Source organism: Roseomonas sp. AR75 (assembly GCF_005222815.1).
Taxonomy (GTDB): Bacteria; Pseudomonadota; Alphaproteobacteria; order Acetobacterales; family Acetobacteraceae; genus Falsiroseomonas.
Map to the genome: position 1 here is coordinate 367429 of NZ_STGB01000006.1, position 16735 is coordinate 384163.

Here is a 16735-nt window from a genome sequence, read left to right on the forward strand (position 1 = left end):
GGGTCGGGGTGGGGGCATCCACACACAGCCATGCACGCCGCCCTGACCGCTGCCGCCCGCATTGGCCCCAACGCCGTGACGCGCTTCGCAGAGGCGCTGGGGCCCGCGCGAGCGCAGGACATCTTCGCGCGCGCGGGTCTTTCCGACCGCCTCGCTAACCCGCCCGGCCGGATGGTGCCCGAAGCGGAGGTCACCGCGCTGCATCGCGTTGCGCGATCGCTGCTTGGGGAGACCGACGCCGAAGCTGCCTCCCGCGAGGCCGGCCGCCTCACCGCGCTTTACCTGCTCGCCAACCGCATCCCGCGCGTGCTCCAGGCGGTGCTGAAGCGACTGCCGGCCGGCCTCGCCGCGCGCATCCTGACCGACGCAATCGGCCGCCACGCCTGGACCTTCGCCGGCAGCGGGACGTTTCGCGTCATCCCCGGCCCGCCGATGCGCCTGGAGGTCGCGGGCGGCCCCATCCCGCGCGCGGGCGCCGCCGACCACCCGGTCTGCGGCTACTACGCCGCCACTTTCGAGACGCTGTTCCGCGCGCTGGTCAGCCCGCGCACGCAGGTGGCGGAGGTCGCCTGCGAAGCCATGGGCGCCCCCGCCTGCGTCTTCGAGCTGCGCTGGTAGCTACGCGACCACCGCGCGATACAGGTGCCAGGTCGCGTGCCCCAGCACCGGCAGCACCACCGCCAGGCCGATGAACAGCGGCAGCGACCCCAGGAACAGCAGAACCGCCACGATCAGCCCCCAGACCGCCATCGGCAGCGGGTTCACCGCGAAGGCGCGCACCGAGGTCGCCACCGCCTCCGCCACGCCGCCGTCGCGGTCCAGCAGCATCGGGAAGGAGATCGCGGTCAGCACCAGCACCGCCGCCGCGAAGCAGAAGCCGACGAGGTTGCCGAGCCAGATCATCCGCCAGCCCTCCGGCGTTTCGAACAGCGCCTGCTGCAGCGGCAGGTCCGCAGGCAGATGGCCGAGCGTCGCCGCGAAGATCGCATCGGCCGCCCAAAGCCACAGCAGGAACACGCCGACCAGCAGCACGCCGAGCGCGAAGATCGAGCCGATCGCGGGCGAGCGCAGCACGTCGAAGACGTTCACCCAGCTTGCCGCCAGCCCGCGTTCACGGCGCCGGCTGATCTCATAGAGGCCAAGCGCCGCAATCGGACCGACCAGCGCGAAGCCTGCCGCCATCGGATAGAACAGGTGCATCGCGTTGCCGCCGGCGGCGAGCGTCGCCGCCACCAGCCCGATCGCAGGGTACAGCACGCAGAGGAAGATGAGCTGCGTCGGCGTCTGCAGGAAATCCTGCAGCCCGGCCCGCAGCGCGGCCCCCAGCGCGTCCATGCCGATGCGCCGCACCTCCGGCGCCGATGTGGCGGTTCCCGGAGCTGTTCTCAGCACCTTGTCCACGCACGCCTCCTTCCCTTGGCTGGCGGGACTGCCCTTGCCGGTGCCGGCGGGGCCCGCTGCGGGCGACATGGCGAGGGTCGCGCCTGCCGTCGCCTCACACCCCTGCGAGCGGACGCTGCGTCGAAAGGCGTTGACTTGACTGTCAGGAAAAGCTGACACTGTCTTTGACAGGAAAGATTGACGGTCGGCTCCTGTCGCGCTGACGGACGGGCGCGGCGGGCCGAAGGGGGAGCCACCGCATGGATATCGCAGCGCGCATCGAGTCCAGCCTGGCGGACGCCGTGCTGCTCGCAGAGGCGACGGGTGCGCCGCCGCGCCTCGCCGCGGCGCTGCGGCACGCGGTGTTCCCCAAGGGCGCACGGATCCGCCCGCGCCTCACCCTCGCGGTTTCCGGCGCCTGCGGCGATGATCGACCCGCACTCGCCACCGCCGCCGCAGCAGCGATCGAGTTGCTGCACTGCGCCAGCCTCGTGCATGACGACATGCCCTGCTTCGACGATGCAGAGACGCGGCGCGGCAAGCCCAGCGTGCATCGCAGCTTCGGCGTGCCGCTGGCGGTGCTGGCCGGCGACGCGCTGATCATCCTCGCCTTCCAGACACTGGCGCGCGCCGCCTGTGCCGCGCCCGAGCGGATCGGCCCCGTGATCCTCGCGGTCGGCGATGGTGTCGGCGTGCCCTTCGGCATCGTTGCCGGCCAGGCCTGGGAATGCGAGCCGAAGGTGGATCTCTCCGAATACCAGCGCCAGAAGACCGGCGCGCTGTTCGCTGCCGCCTGTGTCGCCGGCGCAGCCGCAGCCGGCCATGTGGAGCCGGAATCCTGGCGCCTGCTCGGGGACCGCCTGGGCGAGGCGTATCAGGTCGCGGACGATCTGCGCGACGCGGTGGAGACGGAGGAGAGCCTCGGCAAGCCCGTCGGGCGCGACGTGGTGCTGGGGCGGCCGAGCGCCGTCGCGGAGTTCGGGCTGGATGGCGCCGTGGCACGGCTGCGCGCGCTCAGCGAAGCTGCCGTCGCCGCCATTCCGTGTTGTCCCGGGCAGGCCGCGCTGCGCGCGCTGATGCTGCAGGAAGCGCAGCGCCTGGTGCCGCGCAAGCTCGCCGCCGCGGCATGAGCGCGAGCCTGCGCATGGCGGCGGCGATGCCGCCGGGCTGGCGCGACCGCTTCCGGACGTGGCGCGAAGGATTGACCGCATCGCCGGGCTTCCGGCGCTGGGCTGCGGGGTTCCCGCTGACACGTCCCTTCGCACGGCGCCGGGCGCGTGCGCTGTTCGATCTCTGCGCGGGCTTCGTCTATTCGCAGGTGCTGCTGGCCTGCGTGCGACTGCATCTGTTCGACCTGCTCGAGCACGGGCCGGCGACGGAAGCCGCGCTGGCCAGCCGTACGCAGCTTCCGCCGGAGGCGCTGCAGCGCCTGTTGCGGGCGGCCGCCGCGCTGGACCTGCTGGCGCAGCGCGAGGACGGGCGCTGGGCGCTCGGCCCACTCGGCGCGGCCATGGTCGGCAATCCCGGCATCGCGGCGATGGTGGAGCATCACGCACTGCTCTATGCCGACCTCGCCGACCCGGTGGCGCTGCTGCGCCGGCCCCGCGGCGGCAATGCGCTGTCGGGCTACTGGGCCTATGCCGGCGCCACCGCGCCGCAGGCGCTGGGGCGGGACAGCACGCAGGACTACACGGCGCTGATGGCGGCCTCCCAGCCGATGGTCGCGGAGGAGGTGCTGGCCGCGTACGATTTCCGCCGGCATCGCTGCCTGCTCGATGTCGGCGGCGGCAGTGGCGCCTTCCTCGCTGCGGTCGCCGCTGCCGCGCCCGATCTGCGCCTGATGCTGTTCGACCTGCCTGCGGTGGCCGAACAGGGGCGCGAGCGCTTCGCGCGACTCGGCCTGGAAGGGCGTGCCAGCGTGCATGGCGGCGACTTCACGGCCGATCCGCTGCCCGAAGGCGCCGACCTGGTGAGCCTCGTGCGCGTGCTGCACGACCATGACGATGCGGTGGTGCTCGCGCTGTTGCGGCGCGTCCGCGCGGTGCTGCCGAAGGGGGGGCGGCTGCTGATCGCAGAGCCGATGTCCGCCACGGCGGGCGCGGAGCCGGCGGGCGATGCCTATTTCGGCTTCTACCTGCTGGCGATGGGTCGCGGGCGCCCGCGCCGGCCCGATGAGCTGCAGGCCCTGCTGGCGGAAGCTGGCTTCTCCGGCGCGCGGCTCCTGCCCACGCACACCCCGCTTCTGACGCGCGTGATGGTCGCAGATGCGGGGCATTAGTGATTCCAGTGTCAATTATGCTTGACAGTAAATCTTGTCAGGATACCCTGACGGTCGACAAAGGCTCGGAATAACCGGTGGACACGCTCGCTGTCGTCCTTGAAGCGCCAGAAAAGCTTGCACTCAGCAGGCTCGATCTCCTCGCACCCGGCGCGGAGGACGTCGTCGTCGACGTCGAGTTCAGCGGGATCAGCACCGGCACCGAGCGCCTGCTCTTCACTGGGCGCATGCCGAACTTTCCCGGCATGGGATACCCGCTGGTGCCGGGCTACGAATCCGTCGGCCGCGTCGTGGAAGCGGGGGCGCAAGCGAAGCGGCGCCTTGGCGAGCGCGTCTTCGTGCCGGGCTCGCGCTGTTTCGCGCCACGCGATGGCCAGGCGGTGCGTGGGCTGTTCGGCGGCGCGGCGCGCCGGCTGATCGTGCCGGCCGCGCGCGCGGTGCAGGTGGACGATGCGCTCGGCGCAGATGGCGTGTTGCTGGCGCTTGCTGCGACCGCGCAGCATGCGATCGCTGCGGGCGGGGTGATGCCCGACCTGATCGTCGGTCACGGCGTGCTGGGGCGGTTGATCGCGCGACTCGTCGTCGCTGCTGGCGGGCCACCCCCGGTCGTCTGGGAGCAGGACCCGAGGCGCGCGGATGGCGCGCAGGGCTACGACGTGCGCACGCCGGATGGCGATGAGCGCCGCGACTATCGATGCATCTGTGACGTGAGCGGCGATTCCGGCCTGCTCGATACGCTGATCCAGCGCCTCGCGGCGGGCGGCGAGATCGTGCTCGCCGGCTTCTACAGCGCGCCGCTGTCCTTCGCCTTTCCTCCGGCCTTCATGCGCGAGGCCCGCATCCGCGTCGCCGCGGAATGGCGCGAGCCCGACCTCGCCGCGGTGCAGTCGCTGCTCGCGGAAGGCAGGCTCCGGCTGGACGGCCTGGTAACGCATCGCAGCGACTACGCGCAGGCGGCGGAAGCCTATCGCACCGCCTTCGAGGATCCGCTTTGCCTGAAGATGGTACTCGACTGGAGGAACTGCCGATGAATGCCCCGGGCGGCTTCCAGCCGAACCGTACGCCGCAGGCTTCCATGGTCGAATCGCTGCGCGAGGAAGCCGCGCAGGGACCCGACCCCGTGCACACCGAGCCCGCGAAGAAGCAGACGCAGGTGATTGCCATCTACGGCAAGGGTGGTATCGGCAAGTCCTTCACCCTGGCCAATCTCAGCTACATGATGGCGCAGCAGGGCAAGCGCGTGCTGCTGATCGGCTGCGACCCGAAGAGCGACACGACCAGCCTGCTGTTCGGCGGCAAGGCCTGCCCCACCATCATCGAGACATCGTCGCGCAAGAAGGCCGCCGGCGAGCAGGTCGTGATCGGCGATGTCTGCTTCAAGCGCGACGGCGTCTTCGCCATGGAGCTCGGCGGGCCGGAGGTCGGCCGCGGCTGCGGCGGCCGCGGCATCATCCACGGATTCGAATTGCTGGAGAAGCTCGGCTTCCACGAATGGGATTTCGACTTCGTCCTGCTGGACTTCCTGGGCGATGTCGTGTGCGGCGGCTTTGGCCTGCCGATCGCGCGCGACATGTGCCAGAAGGTGATCATCGTCGGCTCGAACGATCTGCAGAGCCTCTACGTCGCCAACAACGTCTGCTCGGCCGTGGAGTATTTCCGCAAGCTCGGCGGGAATGTCGGCGTCGCCGGCCTGGTGGTGAACAAGGATGACGGCACCGGCGAAGCGCAGGCCTTCGCTGAGGCCGCCGGCATTCCGGTGCTCGCCGCGATTCCCGCGCATGAGGACATCCGCCGCAAGAGCGCGAACTACGAGATCGTCGGCCGGCCCGGCGGCGAATGGGCGCCGTTGTTCGAGGCATTGGGCGTTCAGGTGGCCGATGCGCCGCCGCTGCGCCCGACGCCCCTGACGCAGGATGCGTTGCTGGGCCTGTTCAAGGGCGATGTGGTGGGCCGCGACGTCGTGCTGCAGCCGGCCTCGCAGGAAGACATGCGCGCGGCAGGGGTCGTGCAGAAGCCCTCGCTCGAAGTGGTCTACGAGGGCGCCTGATGGACACGCTTCCGCCCGCCATCGCGCCTTCCGCGCCCGACGCTGCCGATCTCGGCTGCCATGCCGGCGCCGCGACGATGCAGGCGGCGGCGCGAGCGGCCGGCAAGAGCGCGGCGCTCGACCAGCTTGCGAAGGATTATCCGCGCGGCCCGCATGACCAGCCGCAGAGCATGTGCCCCGCTTTCGGCAGCCTGCGCGTCGGGCTGCGCATGCGCCGCGTCGCCACAATCCTCTCCGGCAGCGCCTGCTGCGTCTACGGCCTGACCTTCACCAGCCACTTCTATGGCGCACGCCGCACCGTGGGCTACGTGCCTTTCAATTCGGAGACGCTCGTCACCGGGAAGCTGTTCGAGGACATCCGCGACGCCGTGCATGAGACGGCGAAGCCGGAAGAGTATGACGCGGTCGTCGTCATCAATCTCTGTGTTCCGACCGCCTCCGGTGTGCCGCTGGAACTGCTGCCGAAGCAGATCGACGGCGTGCGGGTCATCGGGATCGACGTGCCGGGCTTCGGCGTGCCGACGCATGCGGAGGCAAAGGACGTGCTCGCCGGCGCCATGCTGCGCTACGCACGCACCGAGGCCGAGGCCGGCCCGGTCGCGCGTCCGCGCGCGATGGTGGCGGGCGAGCGGACCATCGCTTTGATCGGTGAGCTCTTCCCTGCCGATCCGATGGGAATCGGCGCGCTGCTGGCCCCGATGGGGCTGGGCCTGGCGCCGCAGACACCGGCGCGGGAATGGCGCGATCTCTATGCGGCGCTGGACTCTGTCGCGGTTGCGGCCGTGCATCCCTTCTACACGGCCTCGGTGCGGGAGTTCCGCGCCGCAGGCCGGCCGGTCGTGGGCTCCGGCCCGGTCGGCGTGGAGGGCACCGCCTCCTGGATGGAGGGCATCGCGAAGGCCGCGGATGTGCCGGCCGCGATGCTCGACGCCGCGAAGGCACGCATGCTGCCCGCGATCAAGGCCGCGATGGCCGCAGCACCGATCAGGGCGCGAATCACCGTCTCCGGCTACGAAGGGTCCGAGCTGCTCGTCGCGCGTCTGCTCAGCGAGGCCGGTGCGGACGTGCCCTATGTCGGCACGGCCTGCCCGCGCACGGAATGGTCGGACGCCGATCGCGAATGGCTGGAAGCGCGCGGCACGCATGTGCAGTACCGCGCCAGTCTCGAGCAGGACATGTACGCGATGCTCGATGCGAAGCCCGATCTCGCTCTCGGCACCACGCCGCTGGTGCAGAAGGCGAAGGAGCACGGCATCCCGGCGCTCTATTTCACCAACATGGTCAGTGCGCGGCCGCTCTTCGGTCCGGCCGGCGCCGGATCCATGGCGGGCATCGTCGCGGCGCAGACCGCCGGGCGCGAGCGCTTCGCGCGCATGGTGTCGTTCTTCGAGGGCGTCGGCACGCCGGATGGCGCGGGCTACGGCTTCAAGGACAGGCCGCAGGACCCGCCCGGCTTCCGCGAACGCCAGCGCAAGCTGCGCCTTGCGAAGCTCAAGGCCGAAGAAGCGGTTGGGACCTGACGATGCTCGTCCTCGATCATGATCGCGCTGGCGGCTACTGGGGGGCGATCTATGCCTTCTCGGCGGTGCGCGGCCTGCGCGTGGTGATCGACGGCCCGGTGGGCTGCGAGAACCTGCCTGTCACCGCCGTGCTGCACTACACCGATGCGCTGCCGCCGCACGAACTGCCGATCGTCGTCACCGGCCTGGACGAGGACAGCCTCAGCCAGAACGGCACCGAGCCGAATCTGAAGCGCGCCGCGGCGACGCAGGATCCGGACCTGCCGGCAGTGGTCGTCACCGGCTCGATCGCGGAGATGATCGGCGGCGGCGTCACGCCGCAGGGCAGCAACCTGCAGCGCTTCATCTGCCGCACCATCGACGAGGATCAGTGGCAGGCCGCGGACCGCGCCATCATGTGGCTGTGGACCGAATTCGGCGCGCGCGGGCGCAAGGTGCGCGCGCGCAACCCGAAGCTCGGGCCGCAGCCGCGCGTCAACCTGATCGGCCCGATCTACGGCACCTTCAACATGCCGTCGGACCTGGCGGAGATCCGGCGCTTGGTGGAAGGCATCGGCTGCGCGGTGAACCTGGTCTTCCCGCTCGGCAGCCATGTCGAGGACATCGCGAAGCTGCCCGACGCGGACGTGAACATCTGCCTCTACCGCGAATTCGGCCGCAAGCTCTGCGAGGAGCTCGACCGGCCCTGGCTGCGTGCGCCGATGGGCCTCTTCGCCACCACCAACTTCCTGCGCAAGCTGGGGGAGCTGACGGGCCTCGACCCCGAGCCCTTCATCGAGCGCGAGAAGCACACCACGATCAAGCCGCTGTGGGATCTCTGGCGCAGCGTCACGCAGGACTTCTTTGCCAGCGCGTCCTTCGCGGTGGTCGCGACCGAGACCTACACCCGTGGCCTGCAACGCTTCCTGGGCGAGGAGATGGGCGTGCCCTGCGCCTTCGCCTTCGCGCGCAAGCCGGGCGAGAAGCCGGACAACACGGCCGTGCGCGAGGCGATGAAGAAGAGCCCGCCGCTGGTGCTGTTCGGCAGCTACAACGAGCGGATGTACGCGGCGGAGCTGCGCAGCCGCGCCACCTACATCCCGGCCAGCTTTCCCGGCGCGATCATCCGGCGCGCCACCGGCACGCCCTTCATGGGGTACGCCGGCGCCACCTACATCGTGCAGGAATACTGCAACGCGCTGTTCGACGCGCTGTTCCACATCCTGCCGCTCGGCACCGATCTCGACCGTGTGGAGCCGACACCCGTCCGCCCCGCGGAAACATGGGACGAGGAGGCGGTGTCCCTCCTTGACGAACGCGTGGAGGCGGAGCCGTTCCTGCTTCGCATCTCCGCGGCCAAACGCCTGCGCGAGCAGGTGGAGAAGGCAGCACGCACTGCTGGGGAGCAGCGCGTCACAGCGGACCGTGTCGCACGCACGCTTTTGGAGAGCGTGGGATGAGCCCCGGTTCCCCAGCAAGTTCCCGCGCTTCGAACCGGCCGGCATCCGCCGCGCCGGCTCGGGGCGCGGGGCCGCCATGGCGGTTCGCCGCCTGGCAACCCGGCCGCGCGGGGTCTGCGCGGTAACGGCCGAAAGGCCAATAGGAGGCTCGAGGCATGGCCGAAGGTTCGCGAACCGGCCTGACTGAGGGCGAAGCGCGGGAGATCCACCGCCTGTTGATTCAGGGGTGGGCCTTCTCCGTCTTCGCATCCATGGGTGCCCACATCCTGGTGTGGCTGTGGCGCCCGCTCGTCTACGGCAACCAGATCGTCCCGCCCGACTGGCGTTTCTTCTAGTCGGACGGGAAGGAGAGACAGTCCATGCACAAGATCTGGATGGTGGTTGATCCGCGACGCTCGCTGTTCCTGGCGATGATCGCGGTAATCGCCGTGGCGACGATCCTGCATTTCGTCGTCATGAGCTCGCCCCGCTACTGCGACCACTGGGGCTGGTGCGCGACGTCGCCGACCTTCGTGCCCGGTCAGCCGGTCATCAGGTAGCGGCGGTCGCCGATGTCGATCCGCGGCAGCGGGTGGAGACCAACCGATCCCGCGGCCGGTGCGCATAACGATGCGCAAAGGCCGCGGTGCGGCGGGCCTCGCCCGCTGCCGGGGACGACGCAAGGGTCGGGCAAGCTGCTGCCTGGCCAGGATGGGAGCCTCAGTCCATGGCAATGCTGACCTTCGAACGCAAATACCGGGTCCGCGGGGGGACCCTGGTCGGCGGCGACCTGTTCGATTTCTGGATCGGGCCCTTCTGGGTCGGGTTCTTCGGGGTCACGACCGCTTTCTTCACCTTCATCGGCACGGCGCTGATCTTCATGGGCGCGGCCAAGCAGGGCACCTTCAATCCCTGGCTCATCAACATCCCGCCGCCCGACCTGGCCTATGGCTTGCGCCTCGCGCCGATGTACGAAGGCGGGCTGTGGCAATGGATCACCTTCTGCGCCATCGGGGCCTTCGTCTCCTGGGCGCTGCGCCAGGTGGAGATCAGCCGGAAGCTGGGCATGGGGTACCATATTCCCGTCGCCTACAGCGTCGCGGTCTTCGCCTATGTCACGCTCGTCGTGATCCGCCCCCTGCTGATGGGCGCCTGGGGCCACGGCTTCCCGTACGGGATCTGGAGCCACCTCGATTGGGTGTCGAACGTCGGCTACCAGCACCTGCATTTCCACTACAACCCGGCGCACATGATCGCCATCACCTTCTTCTTCACCACGGTGCTGGCGCTGGCGATGCATGGCGGCCTGGTGCTCTCCGCGGTGAACCCGCCGAAGGGCGACGTCGTGAAGTCGGCCGAGCATGAGAACGTCTATTTCCGCGACCTGATCGGCTACTCGATCGGCACGCTGGGCATCCATCGCCTCGGCCTCTTCCTCGCGCTGTCCGCCGGCTTCTGGAGCGCGGTGTGCATCGTGATCAGCGGGCCCTTCTACACCCGTGGCTGGCCCGAATGGTGGGGCTGGTGGCTCAATCTGCCGATCTGGCGCAACATCCACTAGGGGACGGGACACAATGAGCGCCGTCGTCGTCTACCAGAACATCTTCACGCGCATCCAGGTGCGCCCGCCGGAGGCCTATCCGGGCATTCCGCTGCCGCGCGGCGATGCCGAACGGGAAGGCAAGCCGACCTTCGTCCACCTGTTCGGCCTGCTGGGCGATGCGCAGGTCGGGCCGATCTATCTCGGCCTGCTCGGCGTGCTTTCGATCTTCACCGGCACGCTGGCTTTCGTGATCATCGGCCTGAACATGCTGGCCTCCGTGCAGTGGGACATCATCCAGTTCTTCCGCCAGTTCTTCTGGCTGGCGCTGGAGCCGCCGCTGCAGCAGCACGGCCTGCGCTTCCCGCCGATGCGCGAGGGCGGATGGTGGTTGGTCGCGGGCTTCTTCCTGACGATCTCCATCCTGCTGTGGTGGGCGCGAACCTATCGCCGCGCACGGCAGCTCGGCCTCGGCACGCATGTGGCCTGGGCCTTCGCGGCAGCGATCTGGCTGTATCTGGTGCTTGGCTTCTTCCGCCCGCTCGCCATGGGCGCCTGGAGCGAGGGCGTGCCCTTCGGCATCTTCCCGCACCTCGACTGGACCGCGGCGTTCTCGCTGCGCTACGGCAATCTCTTCTACAACCCCTTCCACGCGCTCAGCATCGTGTTCCTTTACGGCGCCACGCTGCTCTTCGCGATGCACGGCGCCACGATCCTGGCGCTTGGCCGCTATGGCGGAGAACGGGAGATCGAGCTGATCGTGGATCGCGGCACGGCGGCGGAGCGCGGCATGCTCTTCTGGCGCTGGTGCATGGGATTCAACGCGAGCTTCGAGAGCATCCATCGCTGGGCCTGGTGGTTCGCCGTGCTGTGCCCGCTGACCGGCGGCATCGGCATCCTGCTGACCGGCACCGTGGTGGACAACTGGTTCCTGTGGGCTGTCGAGCGTGGCTTCGCCCCTGAATATCCGCAACTCTGGGCGCCGGTCGCCGACCCGGCCCTGGCGCAGGGAGTGACGCGATGAAACCGCTGAAGCTCAGCTGGACCGCGCAGGCGCTGCTGGCCATCGCGGCCCTGCTGGTCGTCTATCTGGTGATCGATACCTTCGAGCGGCCGCCCATCCGGTCCACGCAGAACGGCTACCGCGGCACTGCGATGGAGCAGCTGCAGAACCCGCGCACCTTCCGCCTGGTGGCGGCGCGGAATGTCGTGCCGGAGGCGCAGCCGGCGGCGGAACCGCCGACGGACGACGCCGACAAGGCCTCGGCCGTCTATCAGAACGTGCAGGTGCTGGGCGAACTCAGCAACGGCCAGTTCCTGCGCCTGATGCAGGCGATGACCGAGTGGGTGGTGCCGGCGGCGATCCGGGACGAGGGGAATGGCTGCAACTACTGCCACAACCCTGAGAACCTCGCTTCCGACGAGGTCTACACAAAGGTCGTGACGCGCCGCATGCTGCAGATGACGCGCACGATCAACGCGGACTGGACCAGCCACGTCGCGGAGACGGGCGTCACCTGCTACACCTGCCATCGCGGCCAGCCTGTCCCGGCGAATGTCTGGACGACCTTCACCGACAATCGGTCGGGCCTGGTCGGTCCCACCGGACAGAATCGCGTGGCGCCGGCGGCCAACCTGTCGTCGCTGCCCTATGATCCCTTCACGCCCTTCCTGCTGGGCGACCAGGACATCCGCAACCTCAGCACCACCTGGCATCCGGGCACGAACCCCGACAACATCCGCGTGTCGGAGTGGACCTACTCGCTGATGATGTCGATGTCGCAGAGCCTCGGCGTGAACTGCACCTTCTGCCACAACACGCGTGCGATGGGCAGCTGGGCGCAGAGCCCGCCGCAGCGACTGACGGCCTGGCACGGCATCCGCCTCGCCCGTGCCTTGAACAACGACTACCTGCAGCCGCTCTCGCCGACCTTCGCGGCGCATCCCTGGGGGCCCGAGCAGTTCCAGAACGGCACGCGCCGCGTCGGCGAGATGCATGGCGACGCGCTGAAGGTGAACTGCGCCACCTGCCACCAGGGCGTGAACAAGCCGTTGCTCGGCGCGCCCATGCTCCGCGACTATCCGGAGCTGAACATGGTGAACCGCGCACCGCCGCGCACGGCGGCGGCGGTGCCCACGACGCAGGCCGCCCGCAACTAGGGCGCCCCGCCGCATGAACGCAGCACGGCCGGCGCACCCTTGCAGGGGTTCGCCGGCCGCAGCACATCCGGGCGCCGCCCATGACGACGCTCGCGACCTATCTCGGCCTGTTCGCCGCGGCCCTTGGCGCCGCTTCCATCCTGCCGATGCAGTCGGAGCCGATCCTCGTCGCGCTGCTCCTGCTGGGCGAGCAGCCGGCCTGGGCGCTGGTGGCGGTGGCGAGCCTCGGCAACACGCTCGGCTCCTGCCTCAACTGGCTCCTAGGGCGATGGGTGGAGCATTACCGCGACCGCAAATGGTTCCCGGTGCCGCGCGACAAGCTGGCGCGGGCGGAAGGCTGGTATCATCGCTGGGGCCGCTGGTCGCTGCTGATGAGCTGGGCGCCGATCGTGGGCGATCCGCTCACCGTCATCGCCGGCGTGCTGCGCGAGCCCTTCTGGAGTTTCCTGTGCCTCGTCGCCATCGCCAAGACCGGACGCTACGTGGCGCTTGCGCTGATCACCATCGGCTTCACCTGAACGGAGGCCCGCCATGCTCGACGCCATGACCGACCCGCGCCCGCATGCGGTGGTGATCGGTTCCGGCTTCGGTGGCCTGGCTGCAGCGGTCCGGCTCGGCGCGCGCGGCTGGCGCGTGACGGTGCTGGAGAAGCTGGATGCACCCGGCGGACGCGCCTATGTCTTCCGCCAGGACGGCTTCAGCTTCGACGCGGGCCCCACCATCATCACCGCGCCATACCTGCTGGAGGAGTTGTGGCAGCTCTGCGGCCGGCGGATGAGCGACGACGTCACGCTGCGCGCGATGGACCCGTTCTACCGGATACGCTTCGACGACGGCACGGTGATGGCGTGCTCCGCCGATCCCGAGACGACGCGCGCCGAGGTTGCGCGCATCGCGCCGGAGGACCTGCCCGGCTTCGAGCGCTTCATGCGCGATTCCGAGGCGATCTACCGTGTCGCCTTCGGTGAGCTGGCGGACAAGCCGTTCCACAGCTTCGGTGCGCTCCTGCGCGCCGCGCCCGACATGATCCGCCTGCAGGGCTACCGCACGGTGTTCGGCAAGGTCGGCGACTATTTCCGCAACCCGAAGCTCCGCATCGCCTTCAGCTTCCACCCGCTGCTGATCGGCGGAAACCCGATGACCACCACCGCCTATTACTGCCTGATCGCGCATCTGGAGCGGATGCATGGCGTGCACTACGCGATGGGCGGCATGGGCGCGCTGGTCAACGGCATCGCGGGCCTGATCGACGACCTCGGCGGCCGCATCCGCTGCAATGCGGAGGTGGCGGAGATCCTGGCGGAGAACGGTCGCGCGACAGGCGTGCGGCTCGCGGATGGCGAGCGGGTCGCGGCCGACATCGTCGTCTCCAATGCCGATGTCGGCTGGACCTATTCGAAGCTGCTGGCGAAGCACAAGCGGCGCCGCTGGACGGACCGCAAGGTGGCCCGCGCGCGCTACTCGATGTCTCTCTTCGTCTGGTATTTCGGCACGAACCGGAAGTTCGACGACGTCTATCACCACACCATGGTGCTTGGCCCGCGCTACGAAGGGCTGCTGCATGACATCTTCACCCGCAAGCACCTCTCCGAGGATTTCTCCCTGTATCTGCACCGTCCGACCATGACGGACCCTTCCCTGGCGCCGCCGGGCTGTGATGCCTTCTACGTTCTCTCGCCGGTGCCGCATCTCGGCAGCGGGGTGGACTGGGGCACGCGTGCGGAGCCCTATCGCGCGGCGATCCAGAAGCGGCTTGAGGAGACGGTGATGCCCGGCCTGGGCGACGCCATCGTCACCTCGCGCATGCTGACGCCGCAGGATTTCCGCGACCGCCTGCTGTCGGTGAACGGCGCGGCCTTCTCGCTGGAGCCACAGCTGTTCCAGAGCGCCTGGTTCCGCCCGCACAACCGCAGCGAGGAGCTGGAGGGCCTCTACCTCGTCGGCGCCGGCACGCATCCCGGCGCGGGTGTGCCCGGCGTGATCAGCTCGGCGAAGGTGCTCGACCAGCTGGTGCCGGAGGCGCTCGCCTTCCGGCGCTGAGCATCAGGCGGGCGCCGCCACGCGCAGCGCCCGCCCTGCGCCGCCGGCGAGATCCTCCAGCACCCTCGCCGCCGCCAGCCGCCCCGACATTGCCGCCATGGGGATGCCGGCACCCGGATGCACCGAGCCGCCGGCGCAGTAGAGGCCCGGCAGGCGCGTGGCGGCGCCTGGTCGCGCGAAGGTGCCGGTCGCGCCATGGCCCGCGCGCCCATACAGCGCGCCGCCGCTCGCCGGGAACAGCGCGTCGAAGCCGGTCGGCGTGGTCGGCACGGCTTCGCCCAGGTCGAGCTCCAGCCCGCAATCGCGCAGCACGCCGAGCGTGCGATCCGCCAGCGCCGGAAGCTCCGGCGTGAAGTCGTGGCTGTCGCCGTCGGGCGGCGCGTTGATCAGCAGCAGCATGCGCTCCGGCGTACCGTCGCCGATCTCCCCGAAGCCACGATCCTGCGCGCAGAGATAGACCGTCGGCGCGGCGCAGATCGCGCGCCGGCGGAAGACGGCGTCGAACTCCCCGGCGTAGTCCTCGGCGAAGAACACGTTGTGGTGCAGCAGCGGGAAGCCGCGCGTCGGCGCGTGCACGCACCAGGTCACGGCGGACAGCGATCGCGCGGCATCCGGCGTATCCGGCGCGGCGCGGCGGACGGCCTGCCCGAGCATCCCGCGCGCCAGCGCCGCGACATCGCCGTTGAACACGATGGCGTCGGCGGCGATCTCCTCGCCATCCGCAAGGCGCACGCCGCAGGCGCGGCCGTCGCGGAGGAGGATCTCCGCGACATGCGCGCCGAAGCGGAATCGCGCACCCTGCCGCTCGGCGAGCGCCTGCAGCGCCTGCGCCACGCGCACCATGCCGCCCTGCACCAGCCACACCCCGTCCTGCTCCACATGCGCGATCAGCATCAGCGTCGCCGGCGCCAGGAAGGGCGAGCAGCCGGTGTAGGTGGCGTAGCGCCCGAAAAGCTGCCTCAGCCGCGGATCGCGGAAGTGATCGCCCAGCGCCGACCACAGCGTGCGCCAGGGCGCGGTGCGCCACAGCGCGTCCAGCCGCCCCCAGCCGACACGCCGCACCAGCTCCAGCGGGGAAGGGCGCTCGGCGGCCATGAAGCTGCGCAGCAGCGTGCGGTGGATGTCGGCGCTGCGCGCGACGAAGTCGCGATAGCCCTGCGCATCGGCGGCGCCCGCAAAGTCGCCGATCGCCTCCGCCGAGCGGTCCACGTCGGCGAAGAGGTCGAGCCTGCCGCCCTGCCGCCACGCGTGCCGCGCCAGGATCTCCGCTGGCGCCAACGACAGGGCGTCGTCGAGACGCTCCCCGGCATCGGCGAACAGGCCCTCGAAGATCCAGCGCATGGTGAAGACGGTGGGGCCGGCATCCACGCCCTGCACCTGGCGCATCTTGCCGCCCGGTGTCGCCGCGCGTTCCAGTACGGTCACCGCGGCGCCGCGCCGCGCGAGGTCGGCGGCCGCCGCCAGCCCGCCCATGCCGGCGCCGATCACCAGCACGCGGTCCTGGCGGCGCCCCATGCCGCCATCCATGCTCAGGCCGCCTGCGCCAGTTCGCCGCGTCGACGCAGCCGCGCCGCGCGATCGATCGCCAGCCGGTGCCAGATGATGATGACCAGCCCGACGCTCAGGGGGATCGCCCACATCACCGGATGCAGTGCGAGCTCGGGGAAGATCCGCACGGAGCCGAAGGCCATGAAGGCGGTGTAGACGCTGATGCCCGCGCCGACGAGCGCCTTCACATGCTCCTTCAGCCAGTCCTCCCGCGTCGGATTGTCCTTCGCCAGGAACCACAGATTCGTCGCGCCCGTCGCGAGGCCGACCACGGCGAGGCCGATCAGCAGCTTCTCGCCCATCAGCCAGCCCTGGAAAGCGCAGTTGGCCGAGGTGGCGATGACGATCCACTGCCAGGCATACATCGCGCGTGTGCGGTTCAGCGCCTGCCGCCCGCGATGCCGCACCAGCATCCAGCCGTACCAGGTCAGGTTGATCGTCAGCGTGGAGGCGCAGAGCATCAGATGGCCGAAGAAGCCGCGCACGAACACCTCGTCGAAGCGCCCGACGAGCTGCGGATGCGTTCCCATCGGGTCAACCAGCGACAGCAGGCTCATGCCGAGGGCGAAGACGCCGGTGCACAGCAGCGCGAGCGTGAACACCTGCCCCCAGCGGCGATGGTTCACGCCGCCCTTGCGCCCGATCACCGGCACCCAGAAGGCGATGGCACCCGTCGCACCCGACAGGATGTGGGCGATGACCAGGGTATGGAAGATCCACAGCTCCACTCGCAGACCTCCTGTGGGCCGAAGTGACAATGCCACTTGACACTTTCGGCTGTAAAGCAGCGGAATGGGCGTCGTT

Annotated in this window: 17 protein-coding genes; 14 read left to right on the forward strand and 3 right to left on the reverse strand. The window is 69.8% G+C overall.

The annotated features are described in order from the left end of the window. The first annotated feature begins 30 nt into the window (after positions 1 to 30). Positions 31 to 618 (forward strand): bacteriochlorophyll 4-vinyl reductase, encoded by a 588-nt coding sequence (gene bchJ, locus E4T13_RS26285; protein ID WP_137181316.1) that lies wholly within the window; start codon positions 31 to 33, stop codon positions 616 to 618. Here the strand turns inward: bchJ and E4T13_RS26290 are convergent, their stop codons facing one another. Next, positions 619 to 1401, reverse strand: a complete 783-nt coding sequence (locus E4T13_RS26290) for a DUF2189 domain-containing protein (RefSeq protein WP_240791304.1) — start codon at positions 1399 to 1401, stop codon at positions 619 to 621. Between the two features lie 239 nt (positions 1402 to 1640). On the opposite strand from E4T13_RS26290, the gene E4T13_RS26295 reads away from it, so the two are divergent. From E4T13_RS26295 to E4T13_RS26355, 13 genes are all read left to right on the forward strand, one after another. After that, positions 1641 to 2510, forward strand: coding sequence for a polyprenyl synthetase family protein (locus E4T13_RS26295; RefSeq protein ID WP_137181318.1), 870 nt, complete (start codon positions 1641 to 1643; stop codon positions 2508 to 2510). Next, positions 2507 to 3658 carry a methyltransferase gene (locus tag E4T13_RS26300; protein ID WP_137181319.1) on the forward strand — a complete coding sequence of 384 codons (1152 nt, stop codon included), beginning with the start codon at positions 2507 to 2509 and terminating at the stop codon, positions 3656 to 3658. Before E4T13_RS26295 ends, E4T13_RS26300 begins: the two co-directional genes overlap by 4 nt. A 77-nt stretch (positions 3659 to 3735) precedes the next feature. Then, complete coding sequence (gene bchC / locus E4T13_RS26305; RefSeq protein WP_137181320.1) at positions 3736 to 4689, forward strand: chlorophyll synthesis pathway protein BchC; 954 nt, start codon at positions 3736 to 3738, stop codon at positions 4687 to 4689. A 44-nt stretch (positions 4690 to 4733) separates the two neighbouring features. Continuing rightward, positions 4734 to 5705 (forward strand): chlorophyllide a reductase iron protein subunit X, encoded by a 972-nt coding sequence (locus tag E4T13_RS26310; RefSeq protein WP_137181931.1) that lies wholly within the window; start codon positions 4734 to 4736, stop codon positions 5703 to 5705. After that, positions 5705 to 7225, forward strand: a complete 1521-nt coding sequence (gene bchY, locus E4T13_RS26315; RefSeq protein ID WP_137181321.1) for a chlorophyllide a reductase subunit Y — start codon at positions 5705 to 5707, stop codon at positions 7223 to 7225. Before E4T13_RS26310 ends, bchY begins: the two co-directional genes overlap by 1 nt. A gap of 2 nt (positions 7226 to 7227) precedes the next feature. Then, on the forward strand, positions 7228 to 8664 hold the full coding sequence (bchZ, locus tag E4T13_RS26320; protein ID WP_137181322.1) for a chlorophyllide a reductase subunit Z: 1437 nt from the start codon (positions 7228 to 7230) through the stop codon (positions 8662 to 8664). Between the two features lie 155 nt (positions 8665 to 8819). Further along, positions 8820 to 8999, forward strand: coding sequence for a hypothetical protein (locus E4T13_RS26325; protein WP_137181323.1), 180 nt, complete (start codon positions 8820 to 8822; stop codon positions 8997 to 8999). 24 nt (positions 9000 to 9023) lie between these two features. Beyond that, positions 9024 to 9203: a light-harvesting antenna LH1, alpha subunit gene (gene pufA / locus E4T13_RS26330; RefSeq protein WP_109869663.1), complete on the forward strand. Its 180-nt coding sequence runs from the start codon at positions 9024 to 9026 to the stop codon at positions 9201 to 9203. A gap of 167 nt (positions 9204 to 9370) precedes the next feature. Then, a complete protein-coding gene (gene pufL / locus E4T13_RS26335) occupies positions 9371 to 10204 on the forward strand; it encodes a photosynthetic reaction center subunit L (protein WP_137181324.1) in 834 nt (277 codons plus the stop codon). Positions 10205 to 10217: 13 nt separating this feature from the next. Continuing rightward, the gene (gene pufM, locus E4T13_RS26340; protein ID WP_137181325.1) at positions 10218 to 11207 is read left to right on the forward strand and encodes a photosynthetic reaction center subunit M; all 990 of its coding nucleotides are present in this window, start codon (positions 10218 to 10220) and stop codon (positions 11205 to 11207) included. After that, a complete protein-coding gene (gene pufC / locus E4T13_RS26345; RefSeq protein ID WP_137181326.1) occupies positions 11204 to 12343 on the forward strand; it encodes a photosynthetic reaction center cytochrome PufC in 1140 nt (379 codons plus the stop codon). Before pufM ends, pufC begins: the two co-directional genes overlap by 4 nt. 80 nt (positions 12344 to 12423) lie before the next feature. After that, on the forward strand, positions 12424 to 12861 hold the full coding sequence (locus E4T13_RS26350) for a YqaA family protein (RefSeq protein ID WP_137181327.1): 438 nt from the start codon (positions 12424 to 12426) through the stop codon (positions 12859 to 12861). 13 nt (positions 12862 to 12874) lie between these two features. After that, entirely contained in the window at positions 12875 to 14383 is a 1509-nt protein-coding gene (locus E4T13_RS26355) for a phytoene desaturase (protein WP_137181328.1), read from the forward strand. Between the two features lie 3 nt (positions 14384 to 14386). Here E4T13_RS26355 and crtD read toward each other — a convergent pair whose 3' ends face one another. Continuing rightward, positions 14387 to 15898, reverse strand: a complete 1512-nt coding sequence (crtD, locus tag E4T13_RS26360) for a 1-hydroxycarotenoid 3,4-desaturase CrtD (RefSeq protein WP_137181329.1) — start codon at positions 15896 to 15898, stop codon at positions 14387 to 14389. A 14-nt stretch (positions 15899 to 15912) separates the two neighbouring features. After that, positions 15913 to 16659 (reverse strand): hypothetical protein, encoded by a 747-nt coding sequence (locus tag E4T13_RS26365; protein ID WP_206030315.1) that lies wholly within the window; start codon positions 16657 to 16659, stop codon positions 15913 to 15915. Positions 16660 to 16735 lie beyond the last annotated feature (76 nt).